Source organism: Adhaeribacter swui, assembly GCF_014217805.1.
GTDB classification, from domain to species: Bacteria; Bacteroidota; Bacteroidia; order Cytophagales; family Hymenobacteraceae; genus Adhaeribacter; species Adhaeribacter swui.
In genome coordinates this window covers 630,167-652,080 of the sequence record NZ_CP055156.1, presented here as the reverse complement: position 1 = coordinate 652,080, position 21,914 = coordinate 630,167, and the positions used below count along the sequence as shown (strand labels likewise).

Annotated in this window: 20 protein-coding genes; 11 read left to right on the top strand and 9 right to left on the bottom strand. The window is 44.0% G+C overall.

Annotated features, from left to right (window positions below; all coding sequences use genetic code 11):
* Nucleotides 1-16 precede the first annotated feature (16 nt).
* From HUW51_RS03870 to scpA, 5 genes are all read right to left on the bottom strand, one after another.
* Entirely contained in the window at nt 17-505 is a 489-nt protein-coding gene (locus HUW51_RS03870) for an RES family NAD+ phosphorylase (RefSeq protein ID WP_185272682.1), read from the bottom strand.
* Nucleotides 506-515: 10 nt separating this feature from the next.
* Nucleotides 516-932, bottom strand: a complete 417-nt coding sequence (parS, locus tag HUW51_RS03865; protein ID WP_185272681.1) for a type II RES/Xre toxin-antitoxin system antitoxin — start codon at nt 930-932, stop codon at nt 516-518.
* A 129-nt stretch (nt 933-1,061) separates the two neighbouring features.
* A complete protein-coding gene (locus HUW51_RS03860) occupies nt 1,062-1,418 on the bottom strand; it encodes a histidine kinase (RefSeq protein WP_185272680.1) in 357 nt (118 codons plus the stop codon).
* Nucleotides 1,419-1,427: 9 nt separating this feature from the next.
* Nucleotides 1,428-2,741 (bottom strand): PAS domain-containing protein, encoded by a 1,314-nt coding sequence (locus tag HUW51_RS03855; protein ID WP_185272679.1) that lies wholly within the window; start codon nt 2,739-2,741, stop codon nt 1,428-1,430.
* Nucleotides 2,731-4,875, bottom strand: a complete 2,145-nt coding sequence (gene scpA, locus HUW51_RS03850) for a methylmalonyl-CoA mutase (RefSeq protein ID WP_185272678.1) — start codon at nt 4,873-4,875, stop codon at nt 2,731-2,733. Before scpA ends, HUW51_RS03855 begins: the two co-directional genes overlap by 11 nt.
* Before the next feature lie 398 nt (nt 4,876-5,273).
* Here scpA and HUW51_RS03845 point away from each other — a divergent pair, with 398 nt between their 5' ends.
* Entirely contained in the window at nt 5,274-5,477 is a 204-nt protein-coding gene (locus HUW51_RS03845) for a hypothetical protein (RefSeq protein WP_185272677.1), read from the top strand.
* An 11-nt stretch (nt 5,478-5,488) separates the two neighbouring features.
* Here HUW51_RS03845 and HUW51_RS03840 read toward each other — a convergent pair whose 3' ends face one another.
* Both HUW51_RS03840 and HUW51_RS03835 read right to left on the bottom strand, forming a co-directional pair.
* Nucleotides 5,489-7,324: a methylmalonyl-CoA mutase family protein gene (locus tag HUW51_RS03840; protein ID WP_185272676.1), complete on the bottom strand. Its 1,836-nt coding sequence runs from the start codon at nt 7,322-7,324 to the stop codon at nt 5,489-5,491.
* A 345-nt stretch (nt 7,325-7,669) separates the two neighbouring features.
* Nucleotides 7,670-7,924 (bottom strand): hypothetical protein, encoded by a 255-nt coding sequence (locus tag HUW51_RS03835; protein ID WP_185272675.1) that lies wholly within the window; start codon nt 7,922-7,924, stop codon nt 7,670-7,672.
* A 429-nt stretch (nt 7,925-8,353) separates the two neighbouring features.
* Here HUW51_RS03835 and HUW51_RS03830 point away from each other — a divergent pair, with 429 nt between their 5' ends.
* The 9 genes from HUW51_RS03830 (at nt 8,354) to HUW51_RS03790 (ending at nt 19,046) form a co-directional block, all read left to right on the top strand.
* Complete coding sequence (locus HUW51_RS03830) at nt 8,354-9,091, top strand: DUF72 domain-containing protein (RefSeq protein ID WP_185272674.1); 738 nt, start codon at nt 8,354-8,356, stop codon at nt 9,089-9,091.
* A 183-nt stretch (nt 9,092-9,274) separates the two neighbouring features.
* The gene (locus tag HUW51_RS03825; protein ID WP_185272673.1) at nt 9,275-10,033 is read left to right on the top strand and encodes a 5'-nucleotidase C-terminal domain-containing protein; all 759 of its coding nucleotides are present in this window, start codon (nt 9,275-9,277) and stop codon (nt 10,031-10,033) included.
* A 149-nt stretch (nt 10,034-10,182) separates the two neighbouring features.
* Nucleotides 10,183-11,115, top strand: coding sequence for a metallophosphoesterase (locus tag HUW51_RS03820; protein WP_185272672.1), 933 nt, complete (start codon nt 10,183-10,185; stop codon nt 11,113-11,115).
* Between the two features lie 106 nt (nt 11,116-11,221).
* Nucleotides 11,222-12,646 (top strand): chromosomal replication initiator protein DnaA, encoded by a 1,425-nt coding sequence (gene dnaA / locus HUW51_RS03815; protein WP_185272671.1) that lies wholly within the window; start codon nt 11,222-11,224, stop codon nt 12,644-12,646.
* A gap of 21 nt (nt 12,647-12,667) precedes the next feature.
* On the top strand, nt 12,668-13,096 hold the full coding sequence (locus HUW51_RS03810; RefSeq protein WP_185272670.1) for an RrF2 family transcriptional regulator: 429 nt from the start codon (nt 12,668-12,670) through the stop codon (nt 13,094-13,096).
* A gap of 230 nt (nt 13,097-13,326) precedes the next feature.
* Nucleotides 13,327-16,191, top strand: coding sequence for a TonB-dependent receptor (locus HUW51_RS03805; protein ID WP_185272669.1), 2,865 nt, complete (start codon nt 13,327-13,329; stop codon nt 16,189-16,191).
* Between the two features lie 205 nt (nt 16,192-16,396).
* A complete protein-coding gene (locus HUW51_RS03800; RefSeq protein WP_185272668.1) occupies nt 16,397-16,957 on the top strand; it encodes a hypothetical protein in 561 nt (186 codons plus the stop codon).
* A 203-nt stretch (nt 16,958-17,160) separates the two neighbouring features.
* Nucleotides 17,161-17,796, top strand: a complete 636-nt coding sequence (locus HUW51_RS03795; RefSeq protein WP_185272667.1) for a peroxiredoxin — start codon at nt 17,161-17,163, stop codon at nt 17,794-17,796.
* Nucleotides 17,797-18,074: 278 nt separating this feature from the next.
* Nucleotides 18,075-19,046, top strand: a complete 972-nt coding sequence (locus tag HUW51_RS03790) for a sulfite exporter TauE/SafE family protein (protein ID WP_185272666.1) — start codon at nt 18,075-18,077, stop codon at nt 19,044-19,046.
* A 151-nt stretch (nt 19,047-19,197) separates the two neighbouring features.
* Here the strand turns inward: HUW51_RS03790 and HUW51_RS03785 are convergent, their stop codons facing one another.
* Together HUW51_RS03785 and HUW51_RS03780 are read right to left on the bottom strand one after the other, a co-directional pair.
* Nucleotides 19,198-19,695: a hypothetical protein gene (locus tag HUW51_RS03785; RefSeq protein ID WP_185272665.1), complete on the bottom strand. Its 498-nt coding sequence runs from the start codon at nt 19,693-19,695 to the stop codon at nt 19,198-19,200.
* A gap of 62 nt (nt 19,696-19,757) precedes the next feature.
* Nucleotides 19,758-20,195 carry an OsmC family protein gene (locus HUW51_RS03780; RefSeq protein WP_185272664.1) on the bottom strand — a complete coding sequence of 146 codons (438 nt, stop codon included), beginning with the start codon at nt 20,193-20,195 and terminating at the stop codon, nt 19,758-19,760.
* A gap of 212 nt (nt 20,196-20,407) precedes the next feature.
* Here HUW51_RS03780 and HUW51_RS03775 point away from each other — a divergent pair, with 212 nt between their 5' ends.
* Nucleotides 20,408-21,904, top strand: coding sequence for a GH3 auxin-responsive promoter family protein (locus tag HUW51_RS03775; RefSeq protein ID WP_185272663.1), 1,497 nt, complete (start codon nt 20,408-20,410; stop codon nt 21,902-21,904).
* The last annotated feature ends 10 nt before the right edge of the window (nt 21,905-21,914 follow it).

Sequence of the window (21,914 nt, the reverse complement as noted above, 5' to 3'; positions counted from 1 at the left end):
ATCTGGCTAAGATTAATCAGCTTCTCTTCTGTCTGTGCACCAGTTCTTTATCCATGGTTACAAAGCGGTAATCGTACGTGAAGGGTTCCCGGCTTTTAATTTGTATTTGAGTAAAGTCTGGGTGGCGTGCATTAATTACGAAGTTGTATTCGGTGGGTACTACAGCCGAAGGTACTTTTAACAGCAAAGTTTCGCCTGCCCGGTACCACTCCGAGCCCAAGGGTTGCGTTTCGGCGTAGCTGCTGGCCAGTTTCCAGCTATTGGGCAATGTTTCCGGCGTGATAGTTTGAACCGGTATGGTATCCGGAATATCCAATACCATAACCGTAAACCGCGTACCAAGCACGCCTTGGCCCATTTTATGTACCATGTTTTCCATGGAAGCTAAAGAGCGGCTGGAGGCAGCGTATATTACAAATTCACCTTCGTAGTTCCAACGGCCCGAAAAACCAGGCGCGTACAACTTATCAGCAAACTTTTCGAAAACAATGCGGTAAACTTCCATTGGCTACTGCTTAAGCCGCGTAGCCGTGCGCCAACCGGAGTAATTGCTTTTCTACTTCCGTTATCCCCGAAACGGAATGTAAAAGCGACAACGGACTTTGGTTATTTAAACCCGGCGAAGGAATAGCCAGCCAATCCATAAACTCGGCAGTAGAACCAAATAAATCATCACCTAGAGCAAATAAACGATGCAGCTTTAACAATTTTTCGGCTGCGTCGCGGGTAAATTTTTTCTGCGATTTCCGGTAATTATCTACTGTTTTCGAGTCTATTCCAACCAGATTAGCTAACTCATTTTTTCGGAACCCAGCGTGTTTCAGTAGATTTTCAAAATACAAAGCCTCAATCCCTTCCTGCGCTTTGCTTACTAGGGCTAATTCATCCTGCACCACAAATAAATCGGCCGCTACTTCTAAAGGAGCATACATAATCAAGTTAAATCAAAGTTTAAGTAAATATACGGAAACTTTCGGATTGTTGACGGAAATTTCCTTTAAATATTTGCTAACGGTGAAATGTGGATTCGCTACTTAGGAAAATTTTTAAAATAGAATTATCTAATCTTTCAGAGTTTTTTCTAGCTGCGAAACCAATGCAATAAACTTCTCCGATTTTTCTTCGATGGTGCTTAGTCCTTGTTGGGCCAAATCAATTTTGCCGGCTTTATACAGGTTAAATAATTGCCGGGCGGTGGCATCCATGTCTTGTTGCAACGTTAATAGCGGAAGCAGCCCCGGTTCATGCCGGTATTTTTTTAAGCCAATTTCGTTAAACCAGGTATTTATCGGGCTGTTTGATGAAAACAACGATGCATCGTACTCGCCGTTATTAACATAAAGCACCGACCGGATCTTGGATTTGTAGAGGATATGCTTAATGCGTAGCTGTTGAAAATCGATTTCAGCTAAATTCATGCGGAGGCGTTAAGCATTATGGGACAAGTTAATTTCGTTAAGCGGGTAACCTAGTTCTTGTAGTTTTTGCCGGAACAGCACTTCCTGAGTTACTTCGTAACCAAACACCAAAATACCGGTTATTTCTTCATTTTCGTTGTAGATAGCCTGATAAGTAAAGTTGATGTAAATTTGTTCCAACTCGTGGGCATTATTGCGACCTATTTTTATAGGAACTTTTTGTGCCACGTAATCCTGGCCGGTTTGGTAAACCTTATCCAGAATCTGAAGAAAGCCTTGTTCTACCACTTCGGGGAGCGCTTCGGCCACAGTTTTGTGCAGCAAGTCGCGGTTAGGAAATAATTTCTGGTATTGCGGGTTAACCATTTCGTAGCGGTGCGCCGGACTTTTTAAAATGCAGAAAAAGGCCGGTGCTTGCATAATCAGCCGTTCTAAAGTAGTTCTTTCGGTTTCGGCTTTCTGAAAGGCCAATTGTACCTGGTCGGATAAGGCAGCCATTTGTTCGTTGCTGGCCAGTAATTCCTGCACCATCAATTTGGTATCGTGAATGTCGGTGTTGCTGCCTACCCGCATGTGCACATTGCCTTGCAAATTAACGAGAGGTAAGCTTTTGACCACGTGCCACCGGTAATAGCCCGCTTTGTTCCGGATGCGAACCTCAGACTGAAATTCCTGGTTGGCAGGCAAAGCACCGTGCATCTTTTTTTCCACGGCAATTAAATCATCCGGGTGAAACGTGTTTCTCCAGCCGCTGCCCAGTAAATCGGCTTCGGATAACCCGGTATAATCGAGCCAGCGCTGGTTCACGTAGGTTACGTTGCCGTGCGTGTCCGCGGTATGAATGAGCTGCGGCACCGTATCGGTCATAAATTTAAATTTATTTTCGGTTTCCTGGTGCGCCAGCTTGGCCAGTTCGCGTTCGGTAACGTTGGTGGTGCGCCGGATAATGTATTTTACTTCGCCATCTTGATTTAGTACGGGCGTATGCGACGCTTCCCAATACCGGGTTTCAAAGCCGCCACCTTCGGCTTGAGGCCGGGCTATATCGTAGCGGAGTACATCAAAATAAATAACTTTTTTTTCCTGAAAGGTTTTATCAATGGATTGCCGCAACAACGATCTGTTTTTAGAGTCGGCATTATTGGGGCTGTCCGGAAAAGCTTCGAGCAAATTTTTACCGATTAGCGCCTCCCGGCTACGCAATACCAGGCTTAAGTAGTTATTAGTGGCAGCTAAAACCGTGTAATCCGGGGCAATGGCAACTAAGGCCTCCGGTATATGTACAAACAGTTCGTTTAAATCTAAATTAATATTATCCGGCATTTAGTTCGTGTATTAACTTTTCTAAAATTTGCTGAGCAGCAACGCTGATAACCGTGCCCGGCCCAAAAATTCCTACTACTCCGGCATCCGTTAAAAACTGATAATCCTGAACCGGAATAACGCCGCCGGCAATTACCAAGATATCCTCCCGGCCTAAGGCTTTAAGTTCCGAGATTAATTGCGGGATTAAGGTTTTATGGCCGGCAGCTAAACTGCTCACACCAACCACATGCACGTCGTTTTCGGCGGCTTGCCGGGCTACTTCCTGGGGTGTTTGAAAAAGCGGTGCAATATCTACATCAAAACCTAAATCGGCGAAGGAAGTGGCAATTACTTTAGAGCCCCGGTCGTGCCCATCCTGACCCATTTTGGCCACCATAATGCGGGGCCGGCGACCATCTAATTGGGCAAAGTGGTCGGCCAGTTCTTTGGCTTTTTTAAAATTTTCGTCATCCGAAAGTTCGGTAGCGTAAATCCCTGAAATAGCTCTGATCACTGCTTTGTGTCGTCTGTATATTTGTTCTAAAGCGTTGGATATTTCGCCTAAGGTAGCTCGTTTACGGGCAGCTTCCACAGCTAGTTCCAATAAATTTCCGGTGTTGTTTTGTGCTGCCTTGGTTAATGCCTGTAAAGCAGCTTCTACTAAGGTGTTATCACGTTTGGCTTTAAGTTGTGCCAAACGTTTGAGCTGGGCTTCCCGTACGGCAGTATTATCAATATCCCGGACTTCGAGGGGGTGTTCATCTTTTTCAGGACGGTATTTATTAACGCCCACAATTACATCTTTGCCCGAATCAATCCGGGCCTGACGTCGGGCAGCCGCTTCTTCAATGCGCATTTTAGGTAATCCGGTGGCTATCGCTTTAGCCATACCACCCAGTTCTTCTACTTCGGTTATAAGTTCCCAGGCTTTGTGCACTAGCTGGTGCGTGAGCATTTCTACGTAATAAGAACCGCCCCACGGATCTACTACTTTGGTAATATGGGTTTCGTGTTGCAGGTATAACTGGGTATTGCGGGCAATACGGGCCGAAAAATCGGTGGGTAAGGCAATGGCTTCGTCGAGGGCGTTGGTATGTAAACTTTGGGTGCCGCCCAAGGCGGCGGCTAAGGCTTCTACGGTAGTGCGGGCCACATTATTAAACGGATCTTGTTCGGTTAAACTCCAGCCGGAAGTTTGGCAGTGCGCCCGCAGCATCAGTGATTTTTTGTTTTTCGGATGAAACTGCTGCATGAGCTTAGCCCATAACAAACGACCCGCCCGAAGCTTGGCAATTTCCATGAAGTGGTTCATGCCGATAGCCCAGAAAAAAGATAAACGGGGTGCAAACTGGTCGATAGCTAAGCCAGCGTTTAAACCTGTACGCACGTATTCTAGGCCATCAGCTAAGGTGTAAGCCAATTCCTGGGCGGCGGTAGCGCCGGCTTCGTGCATGTGGTATCCGCTGATGCTGATGGAATTAAATTTAGGCATTCGCTGGGCCGTAAAAGCAAAAATATCGGCTACAATGCGCATACTGGGTTCGGGCGGGTAAATGTAGGTGTTCCGAACCATAAATTCTTTTAAAATATCATTCTGGATGGTGCCGCTCAGTTGCTCGGGTTTTACGCCTTGTTCTTCGGCGGCTACAATGTAAAAAGCCATAATGGGCAACACGGCGCCGTTCATCGTCATGGAAACGCTCATTTGGTCCAGGGGAATCTGGTCGAAGAGAGTTTTCATGTCCAGTACCGAATCAATGGCTACACCGGCTTTGCCCACATCGCCCACTACCCGCGGGTGATCGGAGTCGTAGCCGCGGTGGGTGGCTAAATCAAAAGCTACAGATAAACCTTTTTGGCCGCCCGCCAGGTTGCGGCGGTAAAAAGCATTGCTTTCTTCGGCTGTAGAAAAACCCGCGTATTGCCGGATGGTCCAGGGGCTGCGCACATACATAGTGGCATAAGGTCCGCGCAAATAGGGGGGAAGGCCCGCCGTAAAACCCAGATGTTCTAATTCCGCCATATCGGCGGCAGTATAATAATGCTGCAGCGGAATTTGTTCGGCCGTTTTCCAGGTGTTGCCTGTCGATTGAGCCATTTTAGACGAATAATCAGAACTAGCTAAAGAAATTTTTAAAAAATCGGGCTTCACGGTCGGTAATTCATTAAAGTGAAAAAGTAAAGTTTTTACTGGCTTTTACTTATAAAAGTTAGTGTTCTGCCAAGCAAACGAGGTTCGGGCGTTAAAAATAAAGGATTGACGGACTACTGTTTTGGCAGAACAGATAAATCTACCCTTCTTCTTTTGCAACAAGCAATAAATTTAAAAAATTAAAAAAGGTAAAACCTATAAGCTGATTCTTAATTGTTCAAAACCGGCCATTTTTTAAAAAGTGTTCCATTCGTGAACAAGCTGCGCTAAAACCGGACAATCTTCTTAAATATTTTAATAGATAAACTATTGATTAGAAAATAGTGAATAGGTTTGGTATGAGCCTTGGATGAAACTGGTTGAAGTTAAAATAAAAATGGTCCTGAAAATTAAAAACTATGAAATTTATCTTTTTACTGCTTGCCGGGTATGTTTATTTTTCTGCCGCGTTGTTAGATTCTTTAAAAAACTTTTCTTACGCCACGCTCCCCAGTAAACAAACTGTAATAATCGAAATTACCGAACCAACACGAGTACTTGGTGATAAAGTAGCGATGGCCAAAACAGCTTCTTTCGTCGATAAATCAGGTTATCCTTTATAAGCTAAAACTGGTTATTCTTTCTGAAGCCGTTCTTGAATGCGGCTAACAATGGAGGCCGTATCGCAGCCCTCAAAAATAAATTCATCGAAACCTTGCGCTTTTAGCTCAGCTTTCATGTGGTACGGGTTGGCAGCCAGAATAAGCGCGGTTTTATCTTTATGATTTTGCAGCGCGGGGCCAAGCTGTTGCGCAAACGACTGGTATTCTTCGTTTGAAGACGACAGTACAATTACCTGGCCTGACATGGATTGTAAAGCTTCGGTTGCTTCCGGAACCGAATCAAAATGCTGCACTTCGGTTTGAAAGCCAGCGCAACCAAAAAACTCTTTTGCGAAAGAAGCATTAATATGCCGCTGAATGGAATCGCCGATAGATATTACTACGGCCTTGGGTTTTTGCCGCCGTTTCTGGTAATGCAGTTCCACGGCAAAGCGCATTACTTCTAAAGAATAAGCTGCCCGGGCGGTATCAAAGTATTTGCTTTGAATTAACTCTTCGGGGTCGTAATCAAACTTTTCCTGGGGATTAATAAACTTGTTAGTACCCACTAAAACCTCTTCCCCCGAAGCAATTTTTTTAAATTTTTGCTGCGCCACCGCATTTAAAGCATCCTGAATAATGTGGTTTTGCCACGCGGTAGCAAAGCCGCCCTGTTTTTCCGTTTCCTGAAATAATTGCCAGGCTTCTTCAGCTAATTGTTGCGTTAAAGATTCGAGGTAATATGACCCACCCGCCGGATCAATACTTTGGTGCAGGTACGCTTCTTCTTTTAAAATGAAGGAGATATTACGGGCTAAGCGCTCCGAGAAGTGGTTTTCTGGCCGGATGGTACTATCAAAAGGGGCAATGCACAAGCTATCGCAACCCCCTATCACTGCGGCCATGGCTTCGGTGGTGGTGCGTAATAAATTAACGTGCGGGTCAAAAGTAGTTTGATACCACCGCGAAGTTTGGCTGTGCAGGCGTAAATTAGCCGCTATCTCCGGAGCCAGGCCGTAGCTTTTTATGATGGTAGCCCATAATAACCTTATAGCCCGTAGTTTTGCAATTTCAAAAAAATAATTGGTGCCCACCCCTAGTTGCAAATGGATATGTCGGGCAACTGTTTCGGGTGCAAAACCTCGCTCGGTTAAGGCATCTAAATAAGTTACGGCTACGCCAATGGTATAGGCAATTTCCTGAACAATAGTGCCGCCCGCCGTGGCAAAACGGGTACCGTTTATACTTAGTACATGAAACTTGGGACTGTCAGGGGCAAGCTGCAGCAAATGGCTTAGTTCATCAAAATAGTTGCTCGTATAGTTTTCCTGGGTAGTATCGGGTTTATAATTAATAAAGCCTTTTACTTGTTGCGAGGATATACCTTGTGCCTGCAACTGGTGCAGGTACTCCGTTAAAAACGCGGCAGGTTGCCCTTTTAAAGTAAAACTAACGAAAGTTCGGGTAAGGTCTATCCGCTGACCCAGGTAGGCCAGATCAATTGTTTTGGCCTGCTTCAGAACAAAGTGTAAACCAGTGGCTCCCTGGCTTAAAGCTAACGCCCCTTTATCCACAGCGCCCGTAAAATCTTGGTCTACCGCTATGGTTTGAATAAGGTCCCAGTGGTTAGAAGTAGTTTTGGAGCCGCGAACAAAAGGAAATGACTCCGGCTCCCAATGCGCAACAGGCAAAGCCGCCAGATCTTCCGGATGATAGCAAGGTTTAATTAGAATGCCTTCCGGGGTATTCCATTGCAAATGGTCTGGGTTTTCTCCTTTTAAATCTTGCCGTACTTTTTCGGCCCAATCGGCAGCTGTAGCTGATTTAAATTCCGGGAAAAAAGCGGATGACTGCGGTAATTCAGGCATGTAATACAGATTTGTTACGGTAGTAAAGATACATTAATAATACCACAAACCGGAGCAGTATGTTTTGTGGGGGCAGGTTCCGTTATTTAAAAGAAGGTGCCGGCAGAAAGATTTTCCGAGAATCTTGTTTATAAAAAAAGCCTTTCAATAAATGCCTTATATTAAATTGCGGTGCTTTATAACAAGCAAGTAAACATCTGAATTTTTGGCCGATAGTAGCTTAACCCGTTGGCGCTTTCGGGGTTTATTTGGGGCTGAGGCCGGTAGAAATTACCAGGTCAATTCTAATCTTAGTTTTGAGGGAAACAGGTACAGGTGGTATTAGAGCCTTGGCGTATTGGATTTTTAAGAAACACATCGGGTTATGCCCATGAAGCAAGTTAAAATAAAGGCTACCGTTGCTAAAATAATAACGATTCGCGCATGGTCTAATTGCTTGAGCAACCGGTAAGCGGCGTGAACATCAGAAATGCCATTCTCGTATTTTTCCTGAGAAAGATATATTTTTTCGGCAGTCAGGTAATCCTTTTTCTTATAAGCCCGATAAAAAGCTTCCTTCCATTTACCGCCATCCTGGTTTATGTTGTTACCCTCTATCATAAAACAACTATTACACTACGCTTGCCTCTTCTTTGCCGGCACATTAATCATGTGCCCTTATGCCAGATTTGGGCACGTTGATGTGCTTTTAAAATGTAAGAAATTAGAACTAGTAAGACTTACCTGCCACCTGGTGCGGCGCTAAGCGAAAATGGCTGATTAAAGGAACAGTGCTGGCAAAACCATTCAATATAAAGGCTACACGAACCATTTGCTTTAGGCGCTTCGTTTAGTATAAATATCCGTATAGCACAAATTGTTACCCTATAAATACAAAATAATAGCGATTTACTTATGAAATAGGCTTTATAGCAACGTAGGAGCGGTTTTAAAAGTAAACCCCAAAATCGATTAAAGTTTGGGCTATAGTTTAAAGTCACACTTTGGGACGAAGTAAAATTTTAAAATATTTTAAATTCTGGAATATTAATGGATAGATTACATATTGGCACTTCGGGGTGGAGTTATCGTTGGAAGGGCTTGTTTTACCCCGAAGACCTGAAATCGGCAGATTATTTAAACTACTTCGCGCAGCACTTTAACTGCACCGAAATAAACAGCAGTTTCTATCATTTTACGATGGAAAAAACCATTCAGAAATGGCTGGAGCAAACTCCGCCCAATTTTAAATTTTGTGCCAAGTTAAACCAGGAAATAACCCACAAACGTAAGTTCGACGATAGCGCAGAGTTATTACAAAAGTTTATGGGCCGGTACCTCTTAATGGGCGAACGTTTAGGCGTTATTCTAATTCAGATTGCCGCAAGTTTCCGGTTCGACCGGCCCACAGCCGAAAGCTTTTACCGTTTGCTGCGCCAGCAGTATCCGCAGGTAAAATTTGCGCTGGAAGCCCGCCATGTTTCCTGGTTTACCGAAGAATCTTTGGATTTGCTACGCGATTATGATATTACCTTTGTTATTGCCAGCGCCGGTAAGCGTTTCCCGAGCCTCGAAACTACCACCACCGAAACTGTTTACCTGCGCCTGCACGGCGATGAGCGCTTGTACTCGTCACTGTATTCTGACGAAAAGCTGGAACGTTACGCTTTTATGATAAATGATTGGTTACTCGACGGCAAAGAAGTATGGGTGTTTTTTAATAATACCATTATGGGCAGCGCCATTACCAACGCGAAAAGCCTGCAGAATTTACTGGCTAATCTGTGATTTTTAAAAAATAGTTTATTGGGGTTTACTTTGTTGATAATCAAATTTTTAAAAATTTAAAAATTTTGTTTTCAGGTAATTAGCCGGGCAGCGCCAAGCGGATGGAACAGGTTTTTTACGGAACCCAGCTTGCTTTCGGAAGCGCAAAAATGTATCTTACCTCTCTTACTTTAAAATGAGTTAATGCGTTACCTTGGCTTAGGGGCTTTCTTCCAGAACCTCGTTTTTGTTATTTTACTGGTATCATGCCAACGTACCTGGCAACCCTCGGCTCAGTTACGACCCGAAGCCCGCGTACCAGTTAACGCGAGCGTAGCTGCCGATGCGGCTTCAGAAGCCACCATTGCGCCTTATCGCCAAAAGGTAGAGCAGCGCATGCACGAAGTAATTGGCCAGGCCCCCACCGAATTAAAAGCTGAACCAATAGAATCATCGTTGGGTAATTTTGTAGCCGATTTGCAACGGAGCCAAGCAGCGGCATTGTTGGGCCGACCGATTGATATGGGATTAATGACCCGGGGTGGTTTGCGTTATATTATTCCGCAGGGCAACATAACCGTAGGCGATGTTTTTGAATTAATGCCCTTCGAGAATGAATTGCTGGTACTAACCTTGTCTGGTTCCACCGTCGAAAAGTTGTTTCAGTTTGGGGCGAGTAAAAAAATATTAGCTCTTTCGGGCGCTACCTTTTCTATTCAAAACGATCAGGCCATTAACATTTTAATCGGTGGTAAACCTTTTGATAAACAACAGACCTACACGGTTGCTATTTCGGATTACCTGGCCAACGGCGGCGATAATTTAGGCTTTCTGAAAGAAGCAGTAAAAACCGAAAAAGCCGGTATTTTGCTGCGCGATGCTATAATTAAACACATTCAGCAACTAACAGCCCAAGGAAAACCCGTGGAAGCCCGCGTGGAAGGCCGGGTGAAAGTTCTTTAGTGGGAAGGTTAGAAAGTTGAAAGGTTGGAAAGTTGATTTTTTAAAATTTTGATTAGCGCTAATCTTTGCGGAGCGAGGCTGGTATTAAGGAACGATATTCAGTTTCGGGATTGACGGAATAGATTAAACATTTTAACAACGTCGCGAGAATGAACAGACGTGAATTTTTAAAAAAAACATCCGTTGGCGTAGCAGCAGCCGGCTTATTAGCCTGGCCCGAAGAAGTATGGGCCGCCGGTACGGTAAACCTGACTATTCTGCACACCAACGACATGCATTCCCGCATTGATCCGTTCCCCAACGATGGACGAACCAACGGCGGTTTAGGCGGCATGGCCCGGCGGGCCACCTTAATTAATCAAATAAGGCAGCAGGAAAAAAACGTATTGCTGCTCGATTCCGGAGACATATTTCAGGGAACCCCGTATTTTAATTTTTTTGGCGGCGAGCTGGAGTATAAACTCATGACCCAGATGCGCTACGATGCCACTACGTTTGGCAATCACGATTTTGACAACGGCCTGGAAGGTTTGCAGCGCCAGTTACCCAACGCTGGTTTTTCTTTTTTATCCGCTAACTACGATTTCAGCAATACCATATTAAAAGACCGTTTTCGGCCTTACCAGATTTTTAAAAAAGAAGACATTAAAATTGGGGTGTTTGGCTTGGGCATTGAACTGGCCGGACTGGTAGATAAAAAAAACTATGGTGCTACGGTTTACCTCGATCCGGTGCAACGCGCCGCCGATATGGTTAAACAACTACGCGAAAAAGAAAAGTGTAACCTGGTTATTTGCTTATCGCACTTAGGTTATAAATACGATACGGCTAAAATAGACGACCGCAAATTAGCGCAACAAGTACCCGGTATCGATTTAATTTTAGGCGGGCACACGCACACTTTTATGGAAGCACCCGAAAAAATCAACCATAGCAACGGGCATGAAACGCTCATTAATCAGGTAGGCTGGGCCGGAATTAACTTAGGCCGAATGGATTTTACTTTTAATAAAAAAAACAAGCAAAAAATAAACGTTGCTGCTACGGTTTTACCCGTGGGTAAGCCTGTAATAAGTTCGTAAATAAATAATTTTTTGTTACCTTTTTTTTTTAGATTTTTGTAGCCCTCAAAAAATTATTGGGTGCCGGTATATTGTTAGGATAATAACGTAAGGAGTAGTGACTTTCATGATTAAAGACTGTACGACGGTTTGGAAAAACTGTCTGCAGGTAATAAAGGATAGCATAGGGGAGCAGAGCTACAAAACGTGGTTCGAGCCTATTGTGCCCTTGTTGCTGAAAGACAACGTACTGACGATCCAGGTGCCTAGTCAGTTTTTTTATGAGTGGCTGGAAGAGCACTATGTAAGTCTGCTCAAAAAAGTTATTTACCAGGAACTCGGCAACGAAGGTCGCCTGGAATATTCGATTATCGTGGACCGGGGTAATGATTTTAATAAACCCCAAACGGTAAATATCCCGACCAAAAAAATACCCACGGCCATCTCTAATTCGTACCAGCCGGAGCAGCATTTTTTAAAAAATCCCTTCGATTCCAAAACCATTGACCGCAATTTTTTTAATTCGCAGCTAAATGGTTCGTATAACTTCGATAATTACATTGAGGGCGATTGCAATCGGTTAGCTCGTTCGGCGGGTTATGCGGTAGCGGCTAAGCCCGGTACTACTTCGTTTAACCCTTTAATGGTTTACGGCGGCGTAGGTTTAGGCAAAACACATTTGGTGCACGCCATTGGTAACCACATTAAAAGTACCTGGCCCGAAAAATTTGTACTGTACGTTTCCTCGGAAAAGTTCGTCAATCAGTTTATTGAATCTTTAAAAACCAACACCGTTCAGGATTTTGCTAATTTTTACTTACTGGTAGATATCCTGATTATTGATGACGTGCAGTTCTTAAGTGGCAAGGAAAAAACCCAGGAAATGTTCTTCCACATTTTTAACCACCTGCACCAGTCCGGTAAGCAAATCGTGATGACCTCGGATTGCGCACCGCCTAAGTTAAAAGGTTTGGAAGAGCGTTTATTATCCCGGTTTAAGTGGGGTTTAACTGCCGATTTACAAAGTCCGGATTTTGAAACCCGCATGGCCATTATTCAAAAAAAGATGCAGGCCGACGGCATTGATATTCCAAACAACGTAATCGAGTACTTGGCTTATTCCGTGGACACCAACGTACGGGAACTGGAAGGCGTACTTATTTCGTTAATTGCCCAGTCGTCTTTGAATCGGAAAGAGATTGATCTGGAGTTAGCCAAAAACGCTTTAAAGCACATCATTGAAGACGTTGAAACCGAGGTAAATCTGGATTTTATTCAAAAAACGGTGGCTGAATATTTTGATGTAACTCTGGATTCGTTAAAAGCCAAAACCCGGAAAAAAGAAATTGTAACGGCGCGTCAGGTGGCGATGTATTTTGCCAAAGAGTTTACCAGCCATTCTTTAAAATCGATTGGTTACCATTTTGGTGGCCGGGACCACAGCACGGTAATTCACTCGGTGCAAACGGTTTCGGATTTGATTGATACAGACAAAAAGTTTAAAGCATCGATACAAGAATTACAAAAGAAATTTAAAGTGAAAACCGGTTAACAGCCGGATTTAAAAACTATTATGCTTTCAAAAAAAGCGAAATACGCCCTTAAAGCCTTATTATACCTCACTAAAAACGCCGACAAAGGCCTCATTCTTATTTCGGATATTTCCGAGCGGGAACGTATTCCCCGTAAGTTCTTGGAAGCCATTCTGGTTGACCTAAAAACCCAAGGCTTGCTGCAAAGTACCCGCGGTAAAAACGGCGGTTACGCTTTAGTAAAAGATCCTTCTCAAATTTCCGTAGGCAACGTTATCCGCATGATTGATGGCCCATTGGCACCTATTCCCTGCGTGAGCCATTTGTACTACCGGAAGTGCGACGAATGCGTAGACGAAGTAACCTGCGAAATCCGGATTGTGATGAAAAAAGTGCGGGATGCTACCGCCAACATTCTGGATACTACTTATTTAACCGACCTGGAAAGAATAAATACCTTGCTGGCTTAAAAAAATAATTTGCCACTTTCAAAACTTCTTACTTAATTTGTCTATTGATTCTATAGACAATGTTTGAAAATCTGAATTGCTGTTGTAGTTGCTCGCAAAGCCCCGGAATAATTTCGATGCGGTAGGCGTAATCTTTTTGTTGATTTCCACTGAAATCAGGATGCTAACTTAAATCAGCTCAAATCATAATCTTATTTGTACCCATTCCCCATCCAACTTCTTTTTAATTCATGAAAAAAACTTTTTTACTCCTTTATACCTTGCTGGTAGCCGTTTTATCAACCTATGGCCAGGAAAACAATATTATTGAAATTACGGGTCAGGTTACCGACCAGGAAGCAAAAGAGCCTTTGCCTGGGGTAAGTGTTTACGTAAAGGGCACCGTTACCGGAACTGTAACCAATAACGCTGGTGATTTTGCTTTGCGTACCCGGCTGCGTTTTCCGTTTACCTTGGTATTTTCTTCAGTCGGCTTTCAGCAGCAAGAATTTCAAGTAACGGGGGTAGGCTCCAAGTTAAATGTATCTATGGTTACGCAAACCGTGTTGGGGAAAGAAGTGGTAATTACCGCTTCGCGGGTAGAAGAAAGTATCTTAAAGTCGCCGGTAGCCATTGAAAAGCTAGATATCCGGGCGATTAGAGAAACGCCGGCACCAAGTTTTTACGATGCCTTGGAAAACGTAAAAGGGGTGCAGATGACCACTTCCAGCTTAACGTTTAAAGTGCCGAATACCCGCGGGTTTAATATCCCGAATAACTTCCGGTTTATGCAATTGGTAGATGGGGTTGATATGCAGGCCGCTACTTTGGGGGTACCACTGGGGAATGCCATTGGACCTACCGAACTGGATATTGCCAGCGTAGAAATTACGCCTGGTGCTGCTTCGGCTTTGTACGGCATGAACGCGATTAACGGGATGGCTAACTTAATTACCAAAAGTCCTTTCCTGCACCAGGGCTTAAGCGTGTACCAGAAAACCGGCGTAAACCACGTAGATGGCATTGATCACGACCCAAGTATATTAACTGAAACGGCGATCCGTTACGCAAAAGCTTTTAACAACAAGTGGGCTTTTAAAATTAACGGGAGCTACATGCGCGGTACCGATTGGCGCTCGAACACTACTACCGATCAAAACCCAAACAATTTAAACACGGCTAATCCTAACTTTCCGGAACTGGCGGGAGCTAATAACCCAGCTTACGATGCCTGGAACAAGTACGGCGACGAAAACAACAATGCTGTTACTTTAAGTGGTGTACAATATCAGGGTAAAAACCAAAGTTTTTTGGTGCGCCGCACCGGTTACTGGGAGCGCGATGTGGTAAGCCCCATTGTAGATAATTTAAAATTTGATGCGGCTTTACACTACCGCTTAAACGAAAACGCCGAATTATCTTATGGTTACCGCATTGGTAAAATGGACGGGGTTTTTCAAAGAGGAAATAAAATACAACTAGATAACGTGCGGGTACAAAACCACCGCTTAGAGTTGAAAGGTACTAATTACTTTATCCGCGGTTACGCTTCCATAGAAAATACCGGCGATTCTTACAACGTAAAGCCCATGGTAGATAACCTGGATATTACGGGTGGTGGTACCAACCAGATATGGGGCAACAAGTTTAAAACAGCACTGCAAAACGAATTAAATAACGGTACTCCCTTAGCTTCGGCGATGCAAATTGCGCGGCAAGCAGCCGACCAAGGACGGCCGGAACCCGGTACGCCCGCTTTCGAAAATTTAAAAAATACCATCCGGAGCATCAACAACTGGGATCACGGGGCAGTAATCGCGGGTGCACCCGCTACCGGCGGCGCCTGGTTAAAGCAAATGAGTCGCTTGTATCACGCCGATGCCCAGTATGATTTCGCTGATAAAATTAAATTCGTGAATGTATTGGTTGGTCTGGATGCCCGTTTGTACGAAATTATTCCGGATGGTAACAACTTTGTCGACTTTTCGCGGCCCATCGAAGAAAGAACTTTGCCCGGTGGCAATAACGTGTATTACAAAAAAATTGGTGGTTTTGGCCAGGTAACTAAAACCTTTTTCGACAATAAATTAAAATTATTCGGTTCGTTGCGCCTGGATTACAACCCGGAATTTGATCCGAAACTTAACCCGCGGATTGCCGCCGTTTATACCTTATCCGATCAACATAACTTCCGGGCTTCGTTCCAGAATGGTTTCCGGTTCCCGTCCTTGTTTGAGGCTTTGTCTTACGTAAATAACGGTAACGTGCGGCGCGTGGGTGGCTTGTCATACATCAACGAAGGTTTAGGTTACTTAGATAATTCGTATACTTTAAACTCGGTAAATGCTTTTAATGCGGCCGTGAATAAAGATGTAACCGCGGGCTTAACTGCCAACGATGCGGCTTTAAAAAACCGCGCCTTGCTGGAAGTAACTAACCTGTCGCCGACCCAACCTGAGCGTATTAACTCTTTTGAAATTGGCTATAAAAGCGTATTGCTAGATAATAAATTAGTAGTGGATATTGATGCGTATACCAACGAGTACAGCGGGTTCCTGGGGCAGGTAGAAGTGGCGGTTCCGGCTTCCGGCCGGATAGGAACGGATGCCGCCGTTACCGACATGTTAGCCGCTAACCGCAGTAAACAAACCCGGTACCGGGTTTATACCAACGCCAAAAACACCTACAATAACTACGGTTCGTCTTTAGGAATTACCTACAACTTTTATCAGAAATTTACCTTAGCCGGTAACGTAAACTATAATAATATTAAAACCAATAACGAAAGAGACGTATTTGTAACCGGCTTTAATACGCCTAAGTTTATTACCAACGTATCGCTGGGTAACCGCGAGGTAATTAAAAATGTAGGTTTTAACGTGGTGTGGAAGTGGCAGGATTCTTTCTTGTGGGAGAGCCCTTTAGCTAACGGAACTGTACCCGCTTACCATACTTTTGATGCGCAGGTAACTTACCGGGTACCTAAAGTAAATACTACCATTAAAGCCGGTGGAGCCAATATCTTTAACCAACGGTACATCCAATACGCAGCCGGTCCTACCATTGGGGGCTTATATTATGTAGCTTTAACGATTGATGGATTATTAAATAAATAATTAGATTTACTGAAAAATTATTTCGGAACAAAATACAGGATTGTTGGTTTTATAAGTTAAAGAAGTACCAAGAGCAATATGAAAAATTTTAAGATGCAAAGCTGTTACATGCATTGTTGTTGTAGCTAGCTGCCGGGCCGAAGTAGAATAACGGTGCTGGCTGTAATGAGTTAAAACTATTTTTCTACTTTAAAACCTTTGCCGCATGAAAGCAATTACTTCTTTATATTCCAATACCCTTGTTTCCGGAGTTAATAACCGGAGTTCTTTTCCAAAACCACGTACGTATCCGGCGGCTGCCGCAGAAATTATTTCGGTTCTGATGACTACGCCAGCAAAGCCCAAAGTTACGGTACTTAAAAACAACCTTTTATTAGAGTTGCAAAAACTTACCAAATCGTTGCGGGCCCAGGTGCGCAACTCGGTGGCACTTATAAAGTTTTTGCACTCCAAAAAAACGGATTATGCAGTACCCGAAGCTGCTACTGGCGCAGCCCCGGCAGGTAAACCTAGTTCTTTTGGCGAAAGTTTAACATTCCGGTTTTCGACCGATCCGGAAGCATTTACCTTGTTTACCGAAACCTTGCTGCGGAAAAGTTATTTTCTGCACCATTCCGCCGAAGTAGATCCGGAGCATCAATTGTTAAAAGTGCGCGTGGCAGAGAGCCGTTTACCCGAACTGGAGCAAGAACTCAGTATTGTTTTTGAAAATATAAAACCGGTAAATTACCTCGAAACTTACCTGCTGCGAAAACAAACAGCATAATGCAAATACCGGAGTAAGTAGCTGGTTGATAAATTAGTAGGTGGTAGAAAGTTTTTAAAGATTTTTTAAATTTTAAAACAGGTGGGTTGATATAAATTTAAATTTATTTAACATTTTTCCGGAAAGTGATACCTTTAATCCGGGGAATTTTAAATAATCACCCACACTTTAAACCTTTGTTTTACCTTAAATAAATAAAAATTATGGTTTTACGATTAGGGGATGTAGCTCCCGATTTTACAGCAGAAACGTCGGAAGGCGTTATCCATTTTCATGAATGGCTGGGCGATAGCTGGGGTGTTTTATTTTCGCACCCGCGCGATTATACCCCGGTTTGTACTACGGAACTAGGAGCGGTAGCGCGGATTAAAGACGAATTTGATAAACGTAATACCAAAGTAATTGCCATTAGCGTAGACCCTTTAGATTCGCATGCTGGTTGGATTAACGATATAAACGAAACGCAGGATACTACGGTAAACTTCCCGCTAATTGCGGACCCCACTAAAGAGATTGCTAATTTGTACGACATGATACACCCGAACGCCAGCGATACCGCTACCGTCCGTTCGGTGTTTGTGATTGGTCCGGATAAAAAAATTAAGTTAACCTTAACGTATCCGGCTTCTACGGGGCGCAACTTTGCCGAAATTCTGCGGGTAATTGACTCTTTGCAGCTAACAGCTAATTACAGCGTTTCTACGCCGGCCAACTGGGAACACGGTCAGGATGTGATTGTGGTACCGGCAATTGCCACCGAAGATATTCCGGCTAAATTCCCGAAAGGGCACACGGTAATTAAACCGTACCTGCGTACTACCCCGCAGCCTAACTTGTAAGTATTTTTAAAAAGTAGCGGCAAACCAATTCGGGCACCGCTACTTTTTTTATGTGCCAGTTATTAGCGCTGCCTGCTCTTTTTATGGCAAAATCCGGAGAAAGGGTAATATAAATTCTGATAATCTGGTTTAAGCCATTACATAGGTGCAAAATCTAAAAATTTTAAAAAATTAGTTATTTGGCAAGCACCGCCTGCACCGTAAATCGCATCATTCCTTAAAATCGGACATTATTCTGGTTTGCTTTAATAGCTTTTATACCCGCTAATTTATTTTATATGCTACCCACTCATTCTTCCAGCGAAAACCCAACCGAAAATAAAAATGCGATTACGGCTATTTTACCAGATGCTATGAGTTCAACTGAAAAGCCAGAGAAAAGTAAAAACCAGCTTTGGCGTTATTTAGGTTTAGCGGCGGCAGTGGGCGTAACATTGCTGTTTATTAGCCAGGTGCCATTGCCACAGTCTACTACGGTGTATAACTGGCTGGCGCAAAATCTCACTTCGGAGTTTTTCTTGTACATGCTGGGTGGTTTTATTGCCCAAATGGTAGATGGCGCTTTGGGTATGGCTTATGGCCTCACGTCTACTACTTTTTTACTTTCGGTGGGCATTACGCCCGCGGCGGCCAGTGCCAGCGTACACGCTTCCGAAGTTTTTACCAGTGGCGCTTCGGGGCTCATGCATTTAAAATTGAAAAATGTAAACCGCAAGCTATTTACTTCGCTATTAATTCCGGGTGTAATCGGGGCCGGTTTGGGAGCCTATATTTTATCGTCCCTGGAAGATTACAATTATATTATGAAACCAATAGTGGCCGGTTATACCCTGGTTCTGGGTGTATTAATCATAATAAAAGCTTTTAAGCCCAACCGGAAGAAGTTAAAAGAAAAATTAATACCCCCATTAGCGGTTTTTGGTGGTTTTATGGATTCCGTTGGGGGTGGAGGCTGGGGCCCGATTGTGTCTTCTACGTTAATTGCCGGCGGCCATTCGCCCCGTTTTACCATTGGCTCTGTTAACCTGGCCGAGTTTTTTATTGCGCTGGCCAGCTCCCTTACTTTTTTTACTATGATTGGCATCCACCACTGGCAGATTATTGCGGGCTTAATTTTGGGCGGCGTAATTGCAGCGCCCATTGCAGCCAATATGTCGAAAAAACTGCCGGTTAAAAGTCTGATGATACTAGTGGGCGTGCTGGTAATTCTGGTAAGTATCCGGATTTTGTATCTGGCTTTAGCCGGCTAATTTTGCTAAGATAAGCTAAGAAGGCCAGATGAAAAATCTGGCTGTTCGACTTTCTCCATCCGGTACAATCTGCCCTAAATTTTAAAAATTTAAAAATCCAGCGCGACTTGCTTTCGGTAGCAATATGCCGGAATAGCTACTTCGTGCAGTTTTACTTAAGATCACTGGTAGGAATTTGCCCTTCGGTGATAGCAAAATCAAACTTCAGGGCCATAATATGAAGTTGCTCTTTAATTTTTTTTAAATTTCTACGACGGCTGATGATCTTTAAATCAATAACATGCTTTTCGCCGTTTTTCAGGAGCAGCCGCAAGGCCAAGGGGGCAATGTGCAGGTGGGCTAGTTCTTCGAAAGAGTAAACCGTTTTAGGCCGGAAATGTCCGCGCTTCAAAACAATATAATCGGGAGTAATTTCAAAGTACGATTGTGTGCCAAATACAGGGGTGTTTTGCGCCAGAATATACACCAGGTAGCCAATGGCAAAGGTCAGAAATACGTAATGAAAAAAGTGGCTGTCGTTCGTAGGGCTTTCGGTAAATAATAGAAATAAGGCGTAAATAATCCAGAAAAAAACTAAAGCCAATTGCACCCCAAACGAAATACGGGCATTCCGGGACGGCCGCAATCCTACGCGTACCAATGATTTCATAGAATAATTTTAAGTTACCAATAAGAAAGTAGCGGCCCCAAGCAGGGCCGCTAGCAATAAGTTTATGCGCTTTTTAAAGACGCTTTTAAGGTAATATCCGGCACGCCGCCCAAGGCCTGCGAAATAGGGCAGCCTTTTTTGGCTTTTTGAGCGTGCTCCTGAAAATCGCTGTCGCTTAAGCCGGGTACTTCGGCTTCGGTTACCACATCAATGCGGGTAACAAACGGACCGCCATCTTTGCTGCCTAAGTTTACTTTAGCCGAGGTATTAATTGCGGTAGCGGGGCTACCGGCTTGTTCGAGCAAACTACTCAGGAACATAGAATAACAAGCTGCCAAAGCAGCGCCGATTAATTCCTCCGGGTTTGTTCCATTCGGGTCGTTTTCGAAACGGGTCCGGAAGGAGTAAGGTGTATTTAAGGCCCCACTCTCGGTAGATACCGTACCATTGCCGTTTTTTAAGCCGCCGTTCCAGACAGCTTTACCAGTTGTAAATGCCATAGTTTTAAAATTTGATAGGTTTAGTGCTTTATTACGCGATTTACTTAAAATAAATAAGATTGCCAAGGTGTATACGAGCGTCAACCCCGGGAGTAATCCCGATTCCTGGAGTACGCAGTGCGGGCAAAGTTGGTTAAAAACTACGAACCAGGCATTACAACTACCAGCTAATATAATTACCTTTACCATCCGCTAAGCGTTTCACGTGATCTATGGGTTTAAAAGCTGCTTTAAGTAAACCATTTGCCGCCTACATACACCAGCGTAACCAAGCCTGGATACAACAACCCGCGCTGGCGCAACAGAAAATTTTTAAAAATTTAATCCAGCAAAGCGGGCAAACGGTATTTGGCCGTGATCATCATTTTAAAGATATCCGGAGCCACTCCGATTATATCCAAGCCGTACCCGTCCGGGACTACGAGGGTTTAAAGCCTTACTTTGAAAAAGTAAAAAAAGGCGAATCTAACGTGTTGTGGCCGGGTAAACCTATTTATTTTGCTAAAACCTCGGGTACTACTTCGGGTACCAAATATATACCCATTACCCGCGATTCTATATCGAACCACATTAACGGTGCCCGCGATGCCTTATTAGCGTACGTACACCAAACGGGTAAATCTACTTTTCTGGACGGTAAATTAATTTTCTTATCGGGTAGTCCGGAGCTCGACGAAGTAGGTGGCGTTAAAACCGGACGCTTGTCGGGTATTGCTAACCACCACGTGCCGGCTTATTTGCGGCGCAACCAATTGCCAAGCTACCAAACCAACTGCATCGACGATTGGGAAACAAAGCTGGATGCCATTATTGCCGAAACCATTAACCAGCGCATGACCCTGATTTCGGGTATTCCGCCCTGGGTACAAATGTATTTCGATAAAATTACCGCTCTTACAGGTAAGAAAATTAAAGACGTATTTCCGGATTTTTCTTTGTTTGTATACGGCGGCGTAAACTTTGAGCCATACCGGGCTAAGCTCATCGAAAGCATCGGCAAACCCATAGATTCGATTGAGTTATTTCCGGCTTCGGAAGGTTTTTTTGCTTACCAAAACGAGCAAGACGATCCGGGCATGTTGCTGTTGCTCAATTCCGGTATTTTCTACGAATTTATACCAGCCAGCGAATATTACGATGAAAACCCACAACGCTTAACCATTTCGGAAGTAGAAACGGGGGTAAATTATGCTTTGGTGGTGAGCAGCAATGCCGGGCTGTGGAGCTACTCCATTGGCGATACGGTAAAATTTACGTCTACCAATCCCTACAAAGTAATCGTGAGCGGGCGTATCAAGCATTTTATTTCGGCTTTTGGCGAGCACGTTATCGGCGAAGAAGTAGAAAAAGCTTTGCGTAACACCATGCAAAAATTTACAGAAGTAGAGGTGGTAGAATTTACGGTAGCGCCTTACGTAAGTCAAACGGCTGGTAAATCGTACCACGAATGGTTTATTGCCTTTGCCCGTCCACCGCACGATGCAACAGCCTTCCAACTGGAGCTGGATAGCCAACTGCGGCAGCTTAACGTGTATTACGACGACTTAATTGCCGGCAATATTCTGGCCCCGCTGAAACTAACCGCTTTGCCGCCGGATGCTTTTCAGCGCTACATGAAAGATTTAGGAAAACTAGGCGGACAAAACAAAGTACCCCGTTTAAGCAATGACCGGACCATTGCCGACGCGTTGCAGCGCATGAAAATTTAAAAAATAGCAT